At 46.1% G+C, this 20,267-nt stretch carries 14 protein-coding genes, 2 tRNA genes and 3 rRNA genes; 13 read left to right on the top strand and 6 right to left on the bottom strand.

Annotated elements, in window-relative coordinates; translation table 11 throughout:
• Window positions 1-55 precede the first annotated feature (55 nt).
• The 4 genes from FXV75_RS12190 to hemC all read right to left on the bottom strand — a co-directional run bounded on the left by FXV75_RS12190 (window position 56) and on the right by hemC (window position 4,319).
• The gene (locus tag FXV75_RS12190) at window positions 56-1,285 is read right to left on the bottom strand and encodes a heme biosynthesis protein HemY (RefSeq protein ID WP_148833770.1); all 1,230 of its coding nucleotides are present in this window, start codon (window positions 1,283-1,285) and stop codon (window positions 56-58) included.
• Complete coding sequence (locus FXV75_RS12185) at window positions 1,282-2,574, bottom strand: uroporphyrinogen-III C-methyltransferase (RefSeq protein WP_148833768.1); 1,293 nt, start codon at window positions 2,572-2,574, stop codon at window positions 1,282-1,284. The genes FXV75_RS12190 and FXV75_RS12185 overlap by 4 nt, the downstream gene beginning before the upstream one ends.
• 1 nt (window position 2,575) lies before the next feature.
• Window positions 2,576-3,328 carry a uroporphyrinogen-III synthase gene (locus FXV75_RS12180; RefSeq protein ID WP_148833766.1) on the bottom strand — a complete coding sequence of 251 codons (753 nt, stop codon included), beginning with the start codon at window positions 3,326-3,328 and terminating at the stop codon, window positions 2,576-2,578.
• Window positions 3,329-3,395: 67 nt separating this feature from the next.
• Window positions 3,396-4,319, bottom strand: coding sequence for a hydroxymethylbilane synthase (hemC, locus tag FXV75_RS12175; protein WP_148833763.1), 924 nt, complete (start codon window positions 4,317-4,319; stop codon window positions 3,396-3,398).
• A gap of 156 nt (window positions 4,320-4,475) precedes the next feature.
• On the opposite strand from hemC, the gene argH reads away from it, so the two are divergent.
• Complete coding sequence (gene argH / locus FXV75_RS12170; protein ID WP_148833761.1) at window positions 4,476-5,876, top strand: argininosuccinate lyase; 1,401 nt, start codon at window positions 4,476-4,478, stop codon at window positions 5,874-5,876.
• A 66-nt stretch (window positions 5,877-5,942) separates the two neighbouring features.
• Here the strand turns inward: argH and FXV75_RS12165 are convergent, their stop codons facing one another.
• Window positions 5,943-6,902, bottom strand: a complete 960-nt coding sequence (locus FXV75_RS12165) for a hypothetical protein (protein WP_148833759.1) — start codon at window positions 6,900-6,902, stop codon at window positions 5,943-5,945.
• A 230-nt stretch (window positions 6,903-7,132) separates the two neighbouring features.
• Here FXV75_RS12165 and lptM point away from each other — a divergent pair, with 230 nt between their 5' ends.
• From lptM to trxA, 6 genes are all read left to right on the top strand, one after another.
• Window positions 7,133-7,249, top strand: coding sequence for an LPS translocon maturation chaperone LptM (gene lptM / locus FXV75_RS12160; protein WP_148833758.1), 117 nt, complete (start codon window positions 7,133-7,135; stop codon window positions 7,247-7,249).
• 14 nt (window positions 7,250-7,263) lie between these two features.
• Entirely contained in the window at window positions 7,264-8,517 is a 1,254-nt protein-coding gene (gene lysA, locus FXV75_RS12155) for a diaminopimelate decarboxylase (protein ID WP_148833755.1), read from the top strand.
• Window positions 8,518-8,527: 10 nt separating this feature from the next.
• A complete protein-coding gene (dapF, locus tag FXV75_RS12150; protein ID WP_148833753.1) occupies window positions 8,528-9,358 on the top strand; it encodes a diaminopimelate epimerase in 831 nt (276 codons plus the stop codon).
• A gap of 19 nt (window positions 9,359-9,377) precedes the next feature.
• Window positions 9,378-10,043 (top strand): DUF484 family protein, encoded by a 666-nt coding sequence (locus tag FXV75_RS12145; RefSeq protein ID WP_148833752.1) that lies wholly within the window; start codon window positions 9,378-9,380, stop codon window positions 10,041-10,043.
• On the top strand, window positions 10,040-10,753 hold the full coding sequence (locus FXV75_RS12140) for an HAD family hydrolase (RefSeq protein WP_148833750.1): 714 nt from the start codon (window positions 10,040-10,042) through the stop codon (window positions 10,751-10,753). Before FXV75_RS12145 ends, FXV75_RS12140 begins: the two co-directional genes overlap by 4 nt.
• A 104-nt stretch (window positions 10,754-10,857) precedes the next feature.
• Window positions 10,858-11,184 carry a thioredoxin TrxA gene (trxA, locus tag FXV75_RS12135; RefSeq protein WP_148833748.1) on the top strand — a complete coding sequence of 109 codons (327 nt, stop codon included), beginning with the start codon at window positions 10,858-10,860 and terminating at the stop codon, window positions 11,182-11,184.
• 51 nt (window positions 11,185-11,235) lie between these two features.
• On the opposite strand, the gene FXV75_RS12130 is transcribed toward trxA, so the two are convergent.
• A complete protein-coding gene (locus FXV75_RS12130; protein ID WP_148833746.1) occupies window positions 11,236-12,642 on the bottom strand; it encodes a peptidoglycan DD-metalloendopeptidase family protein in 1,407 nt (468 codons plus the stop codon).
• 105 nt (window positions 12,643-12,747) lie between these two features.
• Here FXV75_RS12130 and tyrS point away from each other — a divergent pair, with 105 nt between their 5' ends.
• From tyrS to rrf, 6 genes are all read left to right on the top strand, one after another.
• Window positions 12,748-14,052 (top strand): tyrosine--tRNA ligase, encoded by a 1,305-nt coding sequence (gene tyrS, locus FXV75_RS12125; protein WP_148833744.1) that lies wholly within the window; start codon window positions 12,748-12,750, stop codon window positions 14,050-14,052.
• Window positions 14,053-14,495: 443 nt separating this feature from the next.
• Window positions 14,496-16,037: ribosomal RNA gene (locus FXV75_RS12120) — 16S ribosomal RNA — on the top strand.
• Window positions 16,038-16,112: 75 nt separating this feature from the next.
• Window positions 16,113-16,189 (top strand) — tRNA-Ile (locus FXV75_RS12115).
• Between the two features lie 61 nt (window positions 16,190-16,250).
• Window positions 16,251-16,326 (top strand) — tRNA-Ala (locus FXV75_RS12110).
• Between the two features lie 324 nt (window positions 16,327-16,650).
• Window positions 16,651-19,561: ribosomal RNA gene (locus FXV75_RS12105) — 23S ribosomal RNA — on the top strand.
• A 183-nt stretch (window positions 19,562-19,744) separates the two neighbouring features.
• A 5S ribosomal RNA gene (rrf, locus tag FXV75_RS12100) occupies window positions 19,745-19,859 on the top strand.
• Together the 16S, 23S and 5S rRNA genes with 2 tRNA genes alongside form the textbook arrangement of a ribosomal RNA operon.
• Window positions 19,860-20,267 lie beyond the last annotated feature (408 nt).

The following is a 20,267-nucleotide window of genomic DNA, read 5'->3' as shown; positions in this document are numbered from 1 at the left end:
AGCACAAACAAAAAACGCATTTTAAGAAGTGGCGTTTTTTATTTGTGTGTCAACGTTAGGGTAAAGGCAATGTTTTTAGTTGCTTGCTGGCTTGATTCAGGTTGATCATCATTAACTCTTGGCTGGCTTTAACATCCCCCATCGATTTCAATAAACGACTTAATTCAGCCAAAGCCTCATTTTGTGTGTTTATTGACAAGGCTTGTTCGTAGTAATCTCGGGCTTTCCCCCACAGCATGAGTGATTGGCTTAATCGACCACAGACAAGATATAGGTTGGCGCTAGCAGGCTGCTTTTTAATCCATTGTTCGCAGTGGCTTAGACGCTTTTTGGTATCATCTTGTTGTATGTTGCCGTATTCATAGATTAAGTGGTCAGACCATGTTTGATTCAAACTGCTACGAATAAAACTTTCGGCTTTGGCGTCATCACCAAAGTGGATCAGTGTTTGTGCATATAGCAGCCGCATTCTGTCATCTTGCGCCAAGGTATCGAGTTTGTTCCACAGTCTTTCTACTTCTGAGACCAGCTCTTTGCTATTTTGTCCCAGTTTATTACGAAACTTAATTTTGTCGAGCAGTGCCAAAAAAGCATTTCGCTCCAATTCAAGCATATTGTCGCTGTCAAAAATGCCGTCTTTTTTAAGCGTGGGTGTCAGAGTCAGTAACGCGTCCCAGTCTTTTAGACGAGTGTAAACAGTCACTAACATTTTGAGTATTTGCTTGTGTTTAGGTTTTAGCTTTTGCAAGCGTAACAGTGATGCTAATGCGCCTTCATAATGCCCTTGTTTTATTTGAATCTGGCTTTGTGCAAACCCAATAGCAAATTCAGCCTCTGGCGTGGATTTATGGGCAGAGCGAAGTAAGGCTTTTGATCGCTCGTGCTCGTCTTGCTCGCTGGCAGCATAGGCCGCGCCAATGTAGTTGATTAAGGGGTAGGGGACTTTTTCTGCACTGTTGGTTAGCAATTTTTCCGCTTTATGCCAGTTCCCACCGACGAGCTCTAACATGCCTCTGATGGTATTTCGTGACGCGCGTTTTTGCGCTAAGTTTCCTGTCACTTTGGCCAGTGAGTTGCTCGGTCTAAGGGCGATAAAAAGTAGGCGCTTCATCCAGCTTAACGCAAAGAGAGTGGCTATCATGGCGGTGATTAATACCCATAGACTGGTTTCAACTGTGACGCCATTGTACGCCAATAATACGTAGCCACTGTCTTGGCGCATCAGTAATCCTAGTACGCCACCGACCGCCATCATGATGACGAGTAAGAAAAGCAGCTTTCTCATGCGCCACCTCCTTGCTCTGCTTTAGGTTCATCTTGTGGAGAGGGATTTTGTGGCTGTTCTTGCGTTGTGGTCTCTTGAACGACAGGTTCTGGTGATGTCGTGACGTCAGTATTACGACGATCCCATTCTTGCATGAGTGCTCTCATGGCCAGTAAGGATTCTCGTGGAAGCGGCAATTCGGGCGATGGGTTCAGTTGTTGCAATGCGGTGAGTCCACCAAGAAAAAACACCACGCTGTCCGCTTGAGTCTCAAAATGCTCAGTGATGGCGGTTGCCACGCGAGACAGGGTTTGTTGATAGATGCGTGGTTCGCCTTTGATTAAAGCCACTTGGGCGACATCTAATTGAAGCTGTAACCCTGTTACAAGAGTTTGATATTCCGCGGGTGGTAACAAGGCTTTAATCGGTTTGTGGTTGTAGTTGATCACAACCAAAGATTGAAGAGATTCCCAAAGGCTCGATAACATGGTGGTGACGGCCTGGCTCGCGTCAACGTTGGTGGCCTTGCTGCCTGTTTGTAAAAGCGTGTTTTGTTCGCTGCTTGTTGATTGCCATGCTTTGGAGGGCTCTCGTTGAGGGAGGGTCTCCACGCTTTCATAGAGTGCGTTGAGTTTTAAATAAGCGCCCTCTAAATCAAACTGACTGATTGATTTGAGGGCCTGAATGTCTTTAGCCAGAGCTTTTCTCGTTGAAAAAACGAGAGGGTCTTTTAATTCGTTCAGAATATCGTCGGCATTTATGAGTAACGTGGCCGCACCAACGTTATCGGATTCCAAAAGTAAGCGCTGATTAGCAAGACGAATTAAGTATTCGGCCTCCGCCAATTTCCAATCTTCTTTCGTCGTATTGCCTAAACGACTCATTTTAGACTCTAAGATGAGTAACTTTTCTTCTTGCAGAGAGAGTCGAGTTAACAGCTGACTATTTTGTGATTGATTGGTCTGGGTAGCGCCTTGTATTTGCTCTGCTAATCGGTTCAGTTCTGTTGCGCTGATGTTATTGCTATTAAGTTGAGAGCTAAGAGTACTTTGGGCGTTTTTAAGTGCGCTGATGTCATTATCCACGGTGCTCTGCATACTTTGCAGATACAACCATCCGCTTAGTGCGATGGCAATTGCAGAGAGCCCAAATGCTGCGTAGGGTAAAGTATTTTTTGATGGGCTTAAGTCGATTTTTTGCCCAGCAGTAGGCGAAAAGAGTGTTTTTTTCGGGTGTGAAGTGTTTGATGGTGTAACAGGCGTTGATTCCTTGCTGCTTTCTGAGTGCTCTTGTTGGTTATTCTCAGTCATTCTATTTTCCTGTTAAGTATTCAGTCGCTTTAATCAAGCTATTGTCGTCGGCGCCATGGGCGCAATACGCATTTATCCAACCCATTTGTTTGGCTTGCTGATTGACGCGAATGCTGGGGGTCAATATTGGCAGAACCTTCCATTCGGGTTTGTGTTGTTCCACATAGCTCGAAAGATGGATTAAGCTTTCACCGCTGGTTACCCATATTAACTGGATATCAGGCAACATAAAAAAAGTTTGGGCGACATAGTCCGGTTTTTTTCGTTGATAGAGTGAAAGATAACTGACTTTTGCGCCTCTTTCTTCTAATTTTTCGCCAAGTTCTGGCCGTCCTCCCATTCCCCGCACAATTAATACCTTTGAGTGACGCATCTTGGCGGGAGCTAACCACGCTAATAACGTTTCTGTTGTATGGCCAGGATTGGACAGCGCGGGCACACCTTCGGATTGCAATGTGCTAGTTGTGCCTTGCCCTATACCAATCCATTGAACTCCTGAGGGTAACATGGGCCAGCACATATCGAGCCAATCACACGCGATTCGAGCGGCATTTTTGCTGACAAAAATCACATAATCAAACTCGTTAATATCAAATACTTGAGCTCGAATGGCCGCCAGTTGATCAGCGTCTTGTATAGGAGCAATCTCCAGCATGGGGAGTGGCACAGTGTTCCAACCCAGTGCGCCGAGCCGTTCTCGGCTGAGCGTGTTTTCGGGTTCTGGCCGTGTGATTAAAATACGATAATCCTGCATTCATGCATCGCTTATTGTTAAGGTGAATCGTGTTTTTGTAGAATAGGTTAATTGTAATCCATCGACCTTATTGGTAAATCGCATCAAGAATAACATCAGCACCACGAGCCAATAAATCATCGGCTAATTGTACACCTAGAGATTTTGCATCATTTTTGTGACCACGAATTTCGCCTTCAATCATGGTTTTGCCGTCAGGGCTGCCGACCAAGCCACGTAACCAGAGAGTGTCGTCTTTTAAAATAGCAAAGCATGCGATGGGGGCTTGGCAGCCGCCGTTTAAACGTTCGTTGACAGCACGTTCTGCTGTCACGCGAATGGCGGTTTCTTCATGTTGTAAGGGCGCGATTAAGGCAATGGTTTGCAGATCCTCTGAGCGACATTCAATCCCCATAGCGCCTTGACCGCCAGCGGGTAAGCTGGTTTCTGCCGGGATTCTTTGGCGAATTCTGTCGTTCATTTCTAGGCGAAGTAGGCCTGCCGTTGCCAAAATGATGGCATCGTATTCGCCGTCGTCTAATTTGCGTAAACGGGTGTTCACGTTTCCGCGTAGATCCTTGATGATCAAATCTGGACGGTGCATTTTTAACTGGCATGAACGGCGTAAGCTGGAGGTTCCGACAATGGCGCCTTTGGGCAGTTGTTCTAAAGATTCAATATGATTTGATACAAAGGCATCGGTTGGGTCTTCGCGCTCACATATAACCGCTAAGCCTAAACCTTCAGGAAACGCCATAGGCACGTCTTTCATAGAATGTACGGCGATGTCGGCACGGCCTTCTACCAAGGCTTTTTCAAGCTCTTTAACAAATAAGCCTTTGCCGCCGATTTTAGAAAGAGGTGAGTCTAAAATTTGATCGCCTTTTGTCGTCATACCAAGCAATTCTACGGCCATTTCTGGATAGAGGTTTTCCAGTTGCGCTTTAACGTTGTTGGCTTGCCAAAGGGCAAGTTGGCTTTCTCTGGTGGCGATCACGATTTTATCTTTCACTTTGTCTCCTAATGCGTTGTCGACGGACAAATAGCCGAAAATACTTAGCTTTCATGATACCCGCTCAAAGGGAGTTCGTCATCTTTCAATACTTTATAAGTCGGGTCGCTTACTGTACTCTTGGCAGCTGTTTGAATTTGTGTGGGAACCGACTGAATGACTGATACTACTAAAACCACGAACCAGCAATGGGGTGGTCGTTTTTCTGAGCCTGTAGATGCTTTTGTGGCGCGTTTTACAGCGTCTGTTGCGTTTGACCAACGTATGGCCAAGCAGGATATCCAAGGGTCAATTGCCCACGGTAAAATGCTCGCTAGCGTGGGGGTGTTAACCGAAGAAGAACGTGATCAGATCATTCAAGGTTTGACCGAAATCGAAGACGAAATTGCCCGCGGCGACTTTGCTTGGTCGATCGAGCTGGAAGACGTTCACATGAACATCGAAGCGCGTTTGACGCAAAAAATCGGCATTACGGGGAAAAAATTGCACACGGGGCGTTCTCGTAATGACCAGGTCGCGACAGATATTCGTTTGTATATGCGCGACGAAGTGGACTTCTTGCTAGAAGAAGTGACCCGTTTGCAACAGGGTATTTTGAGTTTGGCGGAAAAGGAAGCCAGCACCATCATGCCAGGTTTTACGCATTTGCAAACCGCTCAGCCGGTTACGTTTGGTCATCATTTGATGGCATGGTATGAAATGATGCAACGCGATTACGAGCGTCTGGTTGATTGCCGTAAACGCATTAATATTTTGCCTTTGGGCGCGGCGGCTTTGGCGGGCACGACTTACCCGATTGACCGTCATATGACGGCAGAATTGCTTGGGTTTGAGCGCCCAACATACAATTCGCTTGATTCCGTCAGTGATCGCGATTTTGCCATAGAATTCACCGCAACGGCGTCCATCATAATGATGCACATGTCACGCTGGGCGGAAGAAATGGTGATGTGGGTGTCAGCGCAGTTTAACTTCATTTATTTGCCGGATCGCTTTTGTACCGGCTCATCCATCATGCCTCAGAAGAAAAACCCCGATGTGCCGGAATTGGTGCGTGGTAAAACCGGCCGAGTATACGGACATCTGATGGGCTTGCTCACGCTGATGAAATCTCAGTGCTTGGCGTACAACAAGGACAACCAAGAAGACAAAGAGCCGCTGTTCGACACGGTCGATACACTAAAAGGCTCTTTGCGCGCTTTTGCCGATATGATCCCAGCGATCGAGTCGCGTAAAGAGCACATGTACGAAGCCGCGCGCCGTGGTTTTTCTACTGCGACTGATTTGGCCGATTATCTAGTTCGTCAGGGAATTGCGTTCCGTGATGCTCATGAGGTGGTAGGAAAAGCTGTGGGTTACGGCGTAAAAGAGGGCAAGGATTTGTCTGAAATGACGTTAGAAGAATTACAGTCTTTTGGCAGCATGATTCAGGCCGACGTGTTTGATGTTTTAACGCTGGAAGGCTCGGTAGCCGCCCGTGATCACATTGGTGGTACGGCACCAGCGCAAGTGCTACAAGCCGTTGAGCGCGCGAAGACGGATTTGGCTCAGCGTTAGTTTTTGGCGCAAGAGCACTAAATGGACATAAAACGGCTGCCTTAGTGTGGCCTTTTTTATGAACGATTAATTAATCGGTTGATCAAGATTAAAGGGTGAGTCGGGGCCCAGTAGTTCATTGGTAAAGATGCTGGGGGAGATATTGAGTTCAAAATGAAACAACTTGTTTTTAATACCACAGCCATCAAACACAATCGACCAGCCTTTGCCGCTGGGGTCGCCCTCTGGAGGTAAGCGCCAACAAACCCCTTTAATATTTGCATAGCGGGTGCCATCTGCGTCTTGTGTTATTGGGTAATCTACTTCCTTAGTGAAGCCCTTTAGGTATTCCTGTTGGGCTTTTTTGGAGTCGGCAATTTTATTTCTAAGTTCTTCTGAAAAGACTTTGGAGAGCGTTTCATCTTTTGCTAGCGGTGAGAGTGAGATATTAGCTAAATCCAGTAGAGCTGGTTTGGCAAGGTTGGGTGCTAATTGAAGTTCGTTTTTTTGTTCTTCATCATTGGGGAGGAGAGGCGTTGTTTCGAGGCTTGTTTGAATGCCGGGTTCATGAGGTTGTAATAAAGTCTCTGTTTGTGCCGCTGCGATGTCTATTTCTGTGTTTATGGTGCTGCCATCATCTAATCGCTGAGCGTCTTGGTAAATGCTGTCATCTGTAGCCAAGTTGATGGTAGTGATTGGCTCTATTAATGGTTCGATGTCTTGTGGCTGAGTCTGTAGCTGCTCAGTTTCAAGTGGTTTTTGTTGCGGGGGAGCCGTTTGCTCAGGCGATAAAGATCTGTTTGAGGTGTTTAACATCGCCACGTCTTGAGTCTCTATTTCGGCTAATTGAAGAGAGGGAGGCTGTGTTGTTGCTTGTTCAACAGACGGCATGTTGGGTAATAAAATCAATTCGAAATTAGACGACGCGCGTTTAGTGCCAATTGTCCAATCGAGCCAATGTAGATGTTCTGAAAGCTGAATAAATAACGCGTGTATCAAAACCGCAAAAAGCAGAGCGACTGCCCAAGGTAGCGTCTTTTTGTTCATTGGTTTGCTGATGAGCGATGACACCTTGTTGTAGTTAACGATGAGTCAATCCATATTCTGCCGATAGTTTTATAATTTGAGCTTAACACATAAAATGCAAGGGTTTATTGACTTCCATTCTTGCTCCCGAATGCGAGCCAAAGAATATCCGGGTAATTGGTTCGCTGGGGTTGGGAAACGAACGGCCTGCAAGGTATACTGTCTTCATCAAAAATAGAAGAGATAAGACGATGTTTAAGTGGCTCTTAGTGTGTATTTTTGCGTTTTTCTTAGCCGCTTGCGGTAACAAAGGAGCGCTTTATTTGCCGACGGATACGACAGACATTCAACAAACATCGTCTTTATAACTGAGGATTCCCTTTTGGATTATTTTAATTATTCTAACCAAGCTTTGCACGCCGAAAAGGTAGCGCTTTCTGATATCGCGGCTCAATACGGCACCCCTTGTTATGTTTACTCTCGAGCTACCCTTGAGCGTCACTACAATGCCTATGCCAATGCTTTTGCTTCGCACCCAACATTAATTTGTTACGCAGTGAAAGCCTGTTCTAATATCGCGATTTTAAACGTGTTGGCACGTTTGGGTTCAGGTTTCGATATCGTCTCGATTGGTGAACTTGAACGTGTGCTTAAAGCAGGTGGTGATCCAGCGAAGGTAATGTTCTCTGGATTGGGCAAGCAAGCAGTAGAAATGCGCCGCGCGTTAGAAGTGGGCATTCACTGCTTCAATGTTGAGTCTGAAGCTGAGCTTTATCGATTAGATCAAGTGGCGGGTGAAATGGGTAAAATAGCGCCCGTTTCTTTGCGCGTTAACCCCGATGTCGATGCTAAAACACACCCTTATATTTCTACAGGTTTAAAAGAAAACAAGTTTGGTATTGATATTCAAGACGCGGTGCGTATTTATCAAATTGCCCACAATTTGCCAAACTTAAACGTCATGGGTGTGGATTGCCATATTGGTTCTCAGTTAACGGAATTAAAACCATTTTTGGATACTTTTGATCGCTTAATCAGTCTGGTTGGTCAGCTTTCAGAGGTAGGAATCAAAATCAAACACCTTGATCTTGGAGGCGGTTTGGGCGTGCGTTATCGTGATGAAGTGCCGCCAGAGCCTGCGGATTATGCCAAGCTGTTGCTAGATAAAGTGAAAGGAATGGATGTCGAGCTTGCCTTTGAGCCGGGTCGTTCTATTGCAGCAAATGCCGGAGTACTGCTGACTCAGGTTGAGTTTTTAAAATGTTCACCGCATAAAAATTTCGCCATTATTGATGGTGCAATGAACGATTTAATTCGCCCTTCTTTATACGGTGCTTGGATGAATATCGTACCAGTTTCTTTGTCTGCTACGCCTGAAGGTAAACGGATTTATGATCTTGTTGGTCCTATTTGTGAAACAGGTGATTTTTTAGGTAAAGACCGTGAATTAGACATTCAAGCGGGCGATCTGTTGGTCGTTCGTTCTGCCGGCGCTTACGGGTTCACTATGTCATCTAATTATAATAGCCGTAATCGGGCTGCTGAGGTGATGGTCGATGGTGATACCACACATCTTATTCGAGCTCGTGAAACGATTGAGCATCAGTTAGCTGGCGAGCAAGTTCTGCCGGATTAAGGAGCTCGTCGTGTTATTAAAATTTACTAAAATGCACGGGTTAGGAAATGACTTCGTTGTTGTCGATGCCGTCTCTCGTAAGGTGTTTTTCAACAAACAACAAATTCAGAAATTAAGCGATCGAAATTGGGGGATTGGTTTTGACCAGTTGTTGGTCGTAGAGCCCCCTACTCATCCAGAGATGGATTTTCGCTACCGTATTTATAATTCAGATGGCAGTGAAGTGGAACATTGTGGCAATGGGGCGCGTTGTTTTGCCAAATTTGTTTTAGACCGTGAATTGACCAATAAGCGTATTATCGATGTGGAAACTAAACGCGGTGCCATTCAATTACGCGTGATGGATAACGGGCTTGTCTCGGTAGATATGGGAACGCCGAGTTTTGAACCAAAAGATTTGCCGTTTAACGCGGAGCCATCTAATGATCTTTACAGCATTATGGCTGGCGAGACAGAATACTGGATGACCCCGGTTTCAGTGGGCAACCCTCATGCGGTCATTAAGGTTGACGTGTTAACCGATAGCGAGGTGGCGGAAGTTGGACGGCGGCTCGAATGTCACGATCGTTTTCCACACAATGTTAATGTGGGTTTTATGCAGGTGATTAACTCAAATGAGATTAATTTGCGGGTGTATGAGCGTGGTGTTGGCGAAACGCAAGCGTGTGGAACGGGTGCCTGTGCCGCGGTTGTGGCCGGCATTAAGCAAGGTTGGTTGTCGCCGACGGTGACGGCACATTTGCGCGGTGGGGACCTAAAAATTGAATGGCGAGGAGAGGGCCACCCCATTATTATGACCGGCCCTGCTGAAAAGGTGTTTGAAGGTCAAATTTATTTATAAAACGTATTTAAGAGGTATTATGAGCGAAGAGGAAGTCATTCAGTATCTGTCGAGCACGCCAGATTTTTTTACGCGGCACGCCGATGTGTTGGAGGGTCTGACGCTTCCTCATCCGATTAATGCCAAGGTAGTCTCGTTACTTGAATATCAAGTGACGATATTGCGTCAAAAAAATGCCTCGTACAAAGCGGAGTTTGAGCATCTTGTCGATGTGGCTCGTGAAAATGCGTCTACGTTGCAAAAAAGTCGTCGCTTGGTGTTGGCGGGTCTTAGTTGTGTTTCTCTAGAGGACTTTGCCGTTGTGATTGACGATATAGTGAGAGAGGATTTCGCCGTTCCCCACCACGCACTTATTTTATACAGCGACAAGGTAGAGAGTTCGGTGAGGACTCATCAGCTTGTGAAAGAGGGGGATTTACTGGCCCATACCGTTGGTTTTATTGACTGTTTTTGTGGCATGTTACCGGCTAATGAGTTGGACATTCTTTTTCCACAAAGTGGCGAGTCGATACGTTCGGTGGCCGTGTTGCCCTTGCTGTCGCGAGAAGGTGGCGAGATTAAAAAACGTGGCGTACTGGTGTTGGGTGCAAATGCAGAGGCTACTTTTGGCAAAAGCAAAGGCGTTCTGTTTCTTCAGTACCTTGCTGACCTGTTAAGTGCAATCTTGTTGAGGTTAATGCCGTGAGTATATTAGTCACTTTTGATCTTGATAATACTTTGTGGGATGTTGCTCCTGTTATTGTTCGAGCAGAATATGCCATGGAATCTTGGTTTGATGAGCGTTTTCCGGGGTTTTCAACGTTGTTTTCCAGTACGCTTAAAGAGGCGTTAAAAGTTCAGGTGCAATTGGATGCACCTGAAATGGCGTTTAATTTAACCGCGCTTCGTCTTGCCGTTTATAGATTGGCTCTTAAGCGATTTGGTCTTCCTTCCGAAGAGGCGGACGCTATTGCAAAGGCGGCATTGGCGCATTTTTGCGAATGGCGTCAGAAAGTAGATTTATACCCTCATGTTGTCGATATTTTAGAGGCCTTAAGTCAAGATTATGCATTAGCGGTGATTACGAATGGTAACGCCGATGTATTTCATCCTTATATTGGGTTAGGGCAGTACTTTGATTTTGCCATTCGTGCTGATGAGATTGGTATGGCTAAGCCGGAAGCAGATATCTTTTCTATAGCCGCTCAAAAAGCTGGCGTGGATATATCTAAGTTGATACACATTGGTGATCATCCGGTAGATGATGTTTTGGGTGCTTCCAATGCAGGGGCGAGAAGTGTGTGGTTTAATCGTCACGGTGCGCAACGATGGGGCGATGATTGGGGCTCATCTTCTCATGCTGAAGTTCATTCGTTGCTCGAATTACCAATCGTTATTCGTTCTCTTACGCTATAGCATTTTTCTATTACTCTAATTGATGGGAACACATTCTTACCCTCTTCTTTTAGTGGTATACTTTTTCTATTCATTGGTTAAACACAGATTTAAGGAACGTATTTATGAGTGAAAATACCATTCAAATCACTGACGCACAGTTTGCAGAAGAGGTTCTGAATTCTGAAATCCCTGTCATCGTTGATTTTTGGGCGCCTTGGTGTGGACCTTGCAAAATGATTGCTCCCGTCTTAGAAGACGTTGCTGCAGAGTTTGCGGGTAAGGTAAAAGTTGTTAAGCTTAACGTCGATGAGAACCAAGAAACAGCACCTAAATACAATGTTCGGGGTATTCCAACCTTGATCATAGTAAAAGGTGGTGAAGTCGTAGCAACAAAAGTGGGCGCGGTGTCTAAGTCTCAGCTTGTTGAGTTCGTAAACAGCGCAATCTAGTTCTGTTGTTTTGTGTTGAGAAAGCAGCCAATTGGCTGCTTTTTTTGTGCTTTAATTTTTAAGTAAAGCGAGCTTTTCGGCAAAAGAAGAAGAATGAGAGTTTGCTAGGGTAGTGGCTACTTGCTTAGCGTACGGAAGGTATTTTTGTAGGTCGCTTTTAGGCATAGGGGCGTCATTAGGTAGTTTTACCGTCACCGGGTTTTTATGTGTGCCGTTTATCCGAAATTCATAATGCAAATGAGGCCCTGTTGCCCAGCCTGTTTGACCAACGTAAGCGATGACTTTGCCTTGTTGGACTCTTGCGCCACGTTTTGTACCTCGAGCAAAACCCTTTAAGTGAGCGTAAAGGGTTTGATAGCCTCGGCCATGATCGATGATCACCACATTGCCATAACCGTTTTGTTTACCAGCAAAAGAAATTTTTCCATCACCGGCGGCTTTAACGGGCGTTCCACTGGCGGCGGCGTAATCAACGCCGCGATGAGGTCGGCTGGTTTTGAATATAGGATGTAAGCGATTAGGGTTGAATTTAGAAGATATGCGAGTGAAATCAACGGGAGTTCGAATGAAGGCTTTACGCATCGCTAGGCCGTCTGGTGTGTAGTAACTCGTACTTTTGTCTGTTTGAAAGCGAATGGCCTGATAGGTTCGACCATTGTTGATAAATTGCGCCGCGATGATGTTACCGTGTCCAATTTTTTCACCATCAAGAAACTTTTCCTCATACAGAACGCTCAAGCTATCGCCTTTGCGAATGTCTAGGGCAAAATCTATATCCCAACCAAAAATGTTTGCCAACTCAATTAGGAGTGGCTGCTCAATGCCAGATTTCAAACCATCAACGAAAAGTGAGTTGTTTATTTCTGCTTCTTTGTAAGTTTGAGCTATATCTGGCGTTCTAAAGTGTTCATCTCGAATGAACGTATTGTTACTACGCTCAAACGTTATGCTTTCTAGGCGGTTTATTACATAAGTAAGTTGAGTGAGCTCATTTGAAACATCATTGATGACAAACGTCAGTGTTTGGCCTGGTCGCATTTGTAACAAAGAGTTTTGCTTTTTGTCCGCTAAAGATACTTTATAGATATCCTGAGGTGACACTCCTTCATTTGCTAAGACTCTGGACAATGAATCCCCCGTTTTGATTTCTACAGATTTCTCTACAAATGTGGGGGCTGAGCTCTTGGCTGCTAGTGATTCAGGTGTAGGGACATTATACGTTGAGTTGGTTGTTTCTAGTGTGATCGTTGTTTCCGTTCTCGCTTTTCGATCATATCCAATCTCTTGTACTGTATTAAACGTGATGGCGGACTGATCTACTATCTCTAGGTTTGCATTAAGAGATATTTGCGGGTTCTCGGATTTTTTTTTCTCCGGCATGGCTACAAGAGCGGCGCCGATAAGAGCAACGGCCGCTACGATAAGCAGCAAATGCTTCATTGGTATTAACTTAGTCAAAATATGTACCTGAAAATCTTTATAAAAGCCTTATAATCCTACCAATATTACTTTTATAATTGAATGATTAAGTAAGATAAACTCACTAAGATATGGATCAAAATAATGACGGTAAGCAGTAAAGACCTCTTAAATGACTTGCAAGCTCGTGGACTTATCGCCCAAATGACGGCGGAAGAAGAGCTAAGAAAACACTTAGCCAGTGGAAGTCGTACGCTTTATTGTGGTTTTGATCCTACTGCAGACAGTCTGCACATTGGTAGCTTAGTCCCTCTTTTAATGTTGAGACGCTTTCAGTTAGCTGGACACAAACCTCTTGCGCTAGTGGGTGGTGCTACGGGTCTTATTGGCGACCCTAGCTTTAAGGCTGTCGAGCGAAAATTGAACGGACCTGAAGTGGTTGCTGAGTGGGTAGAAAAACTGCGCAAGCAAGTGAGTCAGTTTATTGAATTTAATGATGAAGTAAACAGCGCAGAAGTTGTCAATAATTACGATTGGACAAAAGATCTTAGTATTTTAGATTTTTTGCGTGATGTGGGTAAGCATTTCTCTATTAATGCCATGATCCAAAAAGAGTCTGTTAAACAACGTATTAATCGAGAAGGCGAAGGTATCTCTTTCACTGAATTTACCTACATGATTTTGCAGTCTTATGATTTTGCAGAATTAAATAGGCTGCATAACTGCACTTTGCAGATTGGTGGTAGTGATCAGTGGGGGAATATTACCGGCGGAACGGATCTTACTCGTAGGCAAAATGGTAATCAGGCCTTTGGTTTGACAATGCCTTTGGTCACTAAGTCGGATGGAACGAAATTTGGTAAAACAGAGAGTGGTACTATTTGGTTAGATTCTAGCAAAACCAGTCAATACGCTTTTTATCAGTTTTGGCTGAATACCGCTGATGACGATGCCTACAAGTTCTTGAAGTACTTTACTTTTTTGTCTGTTGAGGAAATAGATCAAATTGAACAGAAGGACAAAGAGAGTGGTGGTAAGCCACAGGGCCAATTTATCTTGGCTCGCGAAGTTACGCAATTAGTACATGGTGAAGAGGGCTTAAAGGCAGCAGAGAGAATCACGCAGGCTTTATTTAGTGGTGATGTTGATTCATTGAGTGAGCAAGACCTTAAGCAGATACAGCAAGATGGTTTACCTAGCAGTTCATTGTCAGGTATCGATCTAGCAGCAACACCACTAACGTCTTTGATGGCCGATGCGGGATTGGCGGCGAGTGGTAAGCAAGTGAAGGATGCGCTCCAGCGAAATTCCGTATTTGTTAATGGTGTGGCGAAAGGGCTTGATGACAACATGAGTGCGGCTGACATTTTCAAACCTGAGAATGGATATTACAATAAATACTTCCTTGTTAAATTGGGTAAGAAAAAGCACCACCTATTCGTTGTGTGATGTATTTGACCTTAGTCAGTTTCAAATGACCAAAAAGGGCGCTTCGGCGCCTTTCTTGTTGTTTGAGTATTATTATAAATAAAATCAAAAAAACTTCAAAAAAGGGTTGCACTAAATCTGTAGATCCTTAATATACGCCCTCGCTGACACGGACAAGGCTTCAGAGCAACGAAGACCAAGTTCAACATACTAGATTAAGTTCTGGTTTGGTTATCAAGTCAGCACGCTCTTTAAAATAGATAATCAGATAATTTGTGTGGGCGCTCGCTGGAGGCTTCAGAAGATTGACATGGTTGCTTAGTTTACTAAGTGGTTGTGAGCGATCAAAAAAATTGAAGTCTTACGAGAGTCTACAAGCAATCGCTTTATGTTGGTTTGTTGTCTTAGGATGATGGACTGATTAAGTTAAATTGTTAGTGTAAAGATTTGAGTGAGCAAACTTTTAACTGAAGAGTTTGATCATGGCTCAGATTGAACGCTGGCGGCAGGCTTAACACATGCAAGTCGAGCGGAAACGAAGGTAGCTTGCTACCAGGCGTCGAGCGGCGGACGGGTGAGTAACGCGTAGGAATCTGCCTAGTAGAGGGGGACAACATGTGGAAACGCATGCTAATACCGCATACGCCCTGAGGGGGAAAGGAGGGGATCACTTGTGACCTTCCGCTATTAGATGAGCCTGCGTGAGATTAGCTAGTTGGTAGGGTAAAGGCCTACCAAGGCGACGATCTCTAACTGGTCTGAGAGGATGACCAGTCACACTGGGACTGAGACACGGCCCAGACTCCTACGGGAGGCAGCAGTGGGGAATATTGGACAATGGGCGCAAGCCTGATCCAGCCATGCCGCGTGTGTGAAGAAGGCCTTAGGGTTGTAAAGCACTTTCAGGGGTGAGGAAGGGTGAGTCGCTAATATCGACTTATCTTGACGTTAGCCCCAGAAGAAGCACCGGCTAACTCTGTGCCAGCAGCCGCGGTAATACAGAGGGTGCAAGCGTTAATCGGAATTACTGGGCGTAAAGCGCGCGTAGGTGGTTTGTTAAGTCTGATGTGAAATCCCAGGGCTCAACCTTGGAATGGCACCGGATACTGGCTAGCTAGAGTATGGTAGAGGGGTGTGGAATTTCCTGTGTAGCGGTGAAATGCGTAGATATAGGAAGGAACATCAGTGGCGAAGGCGACACCCTGGACTAATACTGACACTGAGGTGCGAAAGCGTGGGGAGCAAACAGGATTAGATACCCTGGTAGTCCACGCCGTAAACGATGTCTACTAGCCGTTGGGTTGTAATGACTTAGTGGCGCAGCTAACGCAATAAGTAGACCGCCTGGGGAGTACGGCCGCAAGGTTAAAACTCAAATGAATTGACGGGGGCCCGCACAAGCGGTGGAGCATGTGGTTTAATTCGACGCAACGCGAAGAACCTTACCTACTCTTGACATCCACAGAAGCCGAAAGAGATTTTGGTGTGCCTTCGGGAACTGTGAGACAGGTGCTGCATGGCTGTCGTCAGCTCGTGTTGTGAAATGTTGGGTTAAGTCCCGTAACGAGCGCAACCCTTATCCTTATTTGCCAGCACTTCGGGTGGGAACTTTAAGGAGACTGCCGGTGACAAACCGGAGGAAGGTGGGGACGACGTCAAGTCATCATGGCCCTTACGAGTAGGGCTACACACGTGCTACAATGGCGTATACAGAGGGCGGCGAGCTAGCGATAGTGAGCGAATCCCAGAAAGTACGTCGTAGTCCGGATTGGAGTCTGCAACTCGACTCCATGAAGTCGGAATCGCTAGTAATCGTGGATCAGAATGCCACGGTGAATACGTTCCCGGGCCTTGTACACACCGCCCGTCACACCATGGGAGTTGATTGCTCCAGAAGTAGCTAGCTTAACCCTTCGGGGATGGCGGTTACCACGGAGTGGTCAATGACTGGGGTGAAGTCGTAACAAGGTAGCCCTAGGGGAACCTGGGGCTGGATCACCTCCTTAAACGATAGAAACCTCTGGTGAGCGTTCACACAAATTATCTGATGTCTAATTTATGAGAAGCACAGAAAAGTATTTGGGTCTGTAGCTCAGTTGGTTAGAGCGCACCCCTGATAAGGGTGAGGTCGGCCGTTCAAATCGGCCCAGACCCACCAATTTCACAATGTATTGTCTACGTTGTGTTCTTGAATGCCAAATACGGTCAAGTAAATACATGGGGCTATAGCTCAGCTGGGAGAGCGCCTGCTTTGCACGCAGGAGGTCTGCGGTTCGATCCCGCATAGCTCCACCATTACTTACTTTATTCTGTGTGAAAAGATTTAGCTAGAGTCCTAAGCAAGACACTAACAAAAAAGAAAGCAAATTAAGATCATAACGTTCTTAATGTGTTTCTGGTTTTTAGTCTCTGACTTAGTGCTTTGCACTAAACTTGCTCTTTAACAATTCGAATTTTGAAATAACGATAAATCAAGCGTTAAACCGGTGGAAGCTCACTTTAACCTAGTGACTTCTATTATCGTAAATCCAGAGGGGTACAAAAGCCCTTTGGTATGTGATTCTAAAATACATAAGAACAAACCTTGTTTGATTTTATGAAAACTATTTTGGGTTATATGGTCAAGTGACCAAGCGTGCACGGTGGATGCCTTGGCAGTCAGAGGCGATGAAGGACGTGGTAATCTGCGAAAAGCTTGGGGGAGTCGATAAACAGACTGTGATCCCAAGATGTCCGAATGGGGAAACCCACTCTACTTGTAGAGTATCCCACAGTGAATACATAGCTGTGTGGAGGCGAACCCGGGGAACTGAAACATCTAAGTACCCGGAGGAAAAGAAATCAACCGAGATTCCCTAAGTAGCGGCGAGCGAAAGGGGATTAGCCCTTAAGTGGTTTTGGTGTTAGTAGAAGGCTCTGGAAAGAGTCGCCGTAGAGGGTGATAGCCCCGTATACGAAAACACCTTAATCATGAAAACGAGTAGGACGGGACACGTGTTATCCTGTCTGAATATGGGGGGACCATCCTCCAAGGCTAAATACTCCTGACTGACCGATAGTGAACCAGTACCGTGAGGGAAAGGCGAAAAGAACCCCTGTGAGGGGAGTGAAATAGATCCTGAAACCGTGTACGTACAAGCAGTGGGAGCGGACTTGTTCCGTGACTGCGTACCTTTTGTATAATGGGTCAACGACTTATTTTCAGTAGCAAGGTTAAGCATGTAGTGGAGCCGTAGGGAAACCGAGTCTTAATAGGGCGTTTAGTTGCTGGGAATAGACCCGAAACCGGGCGATCTATCCATGAGCAGGTTGAAGGTTGGGTAACACTAACTGGAGGACCGAACCCACATCCGTTGAAAAGGCTGGGGATGACTTGTGGATAGGAGTGAAAGGCTAATCAAGCTCGGAGATAGCTGGTTCTCCTCGAAAGCTATTTAGGTAGCGCCTCGTATCTCACCATTGGGGGTAGAGCACTGTTTGGGCTAGGGGGTCATCCCGACTTACCAACCCCATGCAAACTCCGAATACCAATGAGTGCAATTACGGGAGACACACAGCGGGTGCTAACGTCCGTTGTGGAAAGGGAAACAACCCAGACCGTCAGCTAAGGTCCCAAAGTTACAGTTAAGTGGGAAACGATGTGGGAAGGCTTAGACAGCTAGGAGGTTGGCTTAGAAGCAGCCATCCTTTAAAGAAAGCGTAATAGCTCACTAGTCGAGTCGGCCTGCGCGGAAGATATAACGGGGCTAAAACTGTACACCGAAGCTACGGATGCTTAATTGCTGTTTACAGTAATGGGCATGGTAGAGGAGCGTTCTGTAAGCCGTTGAAGGTCAAGCTGTAAGGCAGGCTGGAGGTATCAGAAGTGCGAATGTTGACATGAGTAACGATAAGGGGAGTGAAAAACTCCCCCGCCGGAAGACCAAGGTTTCCTGTCCCATGTTAATCAGGGCAGGGTGAGTCGGCCCCTAAGGCGAGGCAGAAATGCGTAGTCGATGGGAAACAGGTTAATATTCCTGTACTCGTGCATATTGCGATGGAGAGACGGAGAAGGCTAGGCCAGCACAGCGATGGTTGTCTGTGTTTAAGGCGGTAGGTTGGGTGCTTAGGCAAATCCGGGCACCCCCCTTTAGTGGGAAGACCGAGAACTGACGACGAGCCCTCTTTTGGGTGAAGTGGTTGATGCCATGCTTCCAGGAAAAACTTCTAAGCTTCAGATATGCAGGAACCGTACCCCAAACCGACACAGGTGGTCAGGTAGAGAATACCAAGGCGCTTGAGAGAACTCGGGTGAAGGAACTAGGCAAAATGGTACCGTAACTTCGGGAGAAGGTACGCCGGTTAGTGTGAAGGACTTGCTCCGTAAGCATTGATCGGTCGAAGATACCAGGTGGCTGCGACTGTTTATTAAAAACACAGCACTCTGCAAACACGAAAGTGGACGTATAGGGTGTGACGCCTGCCCGGTGCTTGAAGGTTAATTGATGGGGTTAGCGCAAGCGAAGCTCTTGATCGAAGCCCAAGTAAACGGCGGCCGTAACTATAACGGTCCTAAGGTAGCGAAATTCCTTGTCGGGTAAGTTCCGACCTGCACGAATGGCGTAACGATGGCCACACTGTCTCCACCCGAGACTCAGTGAAATTGAAATCGCAGTGAAGATGCTGTGTATCCGCGGCTAGACGGAAAGACCCCGTGAACCTTTACTATAGCTTCACAGTGAACTTTGAACCTACTTGTGTAGGATAGGTGGGAGGCTTTGAAGCGGTGACGCCAGTTACCGTGGAGCCACTCTTGAAATACCACCCTGGTATGTTTGAGGTTCTAACTCAGGTCCCTTATCGGGATCGAGGACACTGTGTGGTGGGTAGTTTGACTGGGGCGGTCTCCTCCCAAAGAGTAACGGAGGAGCACGAAGGTGTGCTCAGCATGGTCGGAAATCATGCATAGAGTGTAAAGGCAAAAGCACGCTTAACTGCGAGACAGACACGTCGAGCAGGTACGAAAGTAGGTCTTAGTGATCCGGTGGTTCTGTATGGAAGGGCCATCGCTCAACGGATAAAAGGTACTCCGGGGATAACAGGCTGATACCGCCCAAGAGTTCACATCGACGGCGGTGTTTGGCACCTCGATGTCGGCTCATCACATCCTGGGGCTGAAGCCGGTCCCAAGGGTATGGCTGTTCGCCATTTAAAGTGGTACGCGAGCTGGGTTTAGAACGTCGTGAGACAGTTCGGTCCCTATCTGCCGTGGACGTTTGAGATTTGAGAGGAGCTGCTCCTAGTACGAGAGGACCGGAGTGGACGAACCTCTGGTGTTCCGGTTGTCACGCCAGTGGCATTGCCGGGTAGCTATGTTCGGACGGGATAACCGCTGAAAGCATCTAAGCGGGAAGCCTCCCTTAAGATAAGATCTCACTGGGACCTAAGTCCCCTAAAGAGCCGTTCGAGACTAGGACGTTGATAGGTTGGGTGTGTAAGTGCTGTGAGGCATTGAGCTAACCAATACTAATTGCTCGTGAGGCTTGACCATATAACACCAAAGTGGTTTTTAGATGAGAAGAGAGAAAAAACTCAAATTATCAGAATGAGACACATAGAATTACGATAGAGCATCAACCATGATGAACATCGGTTTAACCTTGATTACGTTATTTCAAAACAAGAATTGTTGAAGATCAAGCATCCTATTCGCGTGAAAACGCAAACAGAATTGCTTGACGATCATAGAGGCGTTGAACCACCTGATCCCATCCCGAACTCAGAAGTGAAAAGCGCCATCGCCGATGGTAGTGTGGGAGATCCCATGTGAGAGTAGGTCGTCGTCAAGCTTTAAACACTAAGAAGCCCCATACAGCCAGCGCTGTGTGGGGTTTTTTTATGCAGATAAGCATGTGAGAGACAGATCGTCTCAAGCTTTAAACACAAAGAAGCCCCATACAGCCAGCGCTGTGTGGGGGTTTTTTATGCCTGCGATTTAGTCATGACGGCTTGATGCTGACCACTCAAGACTCAGAATACAAAGGGTAATGCATGTGCACAGCGTCTTGCTCTGCGCCTGTCTCATGCCTTGAAGCCGACGCTGTCGCAGGCAGAGCAGTCTGTCTGAATCCAAATAGACTTGAAATAGGTCATGTAAAGATGGCAAAAGAAGAGCAACTAAAAGCGGCTTAATCAAACAAAACTAAGGCGAAAAATAGAATGACAACCAATTATGGTAAGAATAAAGCATTATGACG

The sequence above is a fragment of the Marinomonas sp. IMCC 4694 genome (assembly GCF_008122525.1).
Lineage (GTDB): Bacteria > Pseudomonadota > Gammaproteobacteria > Pseudomonadales > Marinomonadaceae > Marinomonas.
The sequence above is the reverse complement of the archived record's forward strand: the minus strand, read 5'-3'. Positions and strand labels throughout refer to the sequence as shown.

Bases quoted from the DNA above. Each gene is read 5' to 3' on its own strand.
- FXV75_RS12190 (WP_148833770.1), bottom strand. From the start codon at position 1,285: ATGAGAAAGCTGCTTTTCTTACTCGTCATCATGATGGCGGTCGGTGGC.
- FXV75_RS12185 (WP_148833768.1), bottom strand. From the start codon at position 2,574: ATGACTGAGAATAACCAACAAGAGCACTCAGAAAGCAGCAAGGAATCA.
- FXV75_RS12180 (WP_148833766.1), bottom strand. From the start codon at position 3,328: ATGCAGGATTATCGTATTTTAATCACACGGCCAGAACCCGAAAACACG.
- argH (WP_148833761.1), top strand. From the start codon at position 4,476: ATGACTGATACTACTAAAACCACGAACCAGCAATGGGGTGGTCGTTTT.
- FXV75_RS12165 (WP_148833759.1), bottom strand. From the start codon at position 6,902: ATGAACAAAAAGACGCTACCTTGGGCAGTCGCTCTGCTTTTTGCGGTT.
- lptM (WP_148833758.1), top strand. From the start codon at position 7,133: ATGTTTAAGTGGCTCTTAGTGTGTATTTTTGCGTTTTTCTTAGCCGCT.
- FXV75_RS12145 (WP_148833752.1), top strand. From the start codon at position 9,378: ATGAGCGAAGAGGAAGTCATTCAGTATCTGTCGAGCACGCCAGATTTT.
- trxA (WP_148833748.1), top strand. From the start codon at position 10,858: ATGAGTGAAAATACCATTCAAATCACTGACGCACAGTTTGCAGAAGAG.
- tyrS (WP_148833744.1), top strand. From the start codon at position 12,748: ATGACGGTAAGCAGTAAAGACCTCTTAAATGACTTGCAAGCTCGTGGA.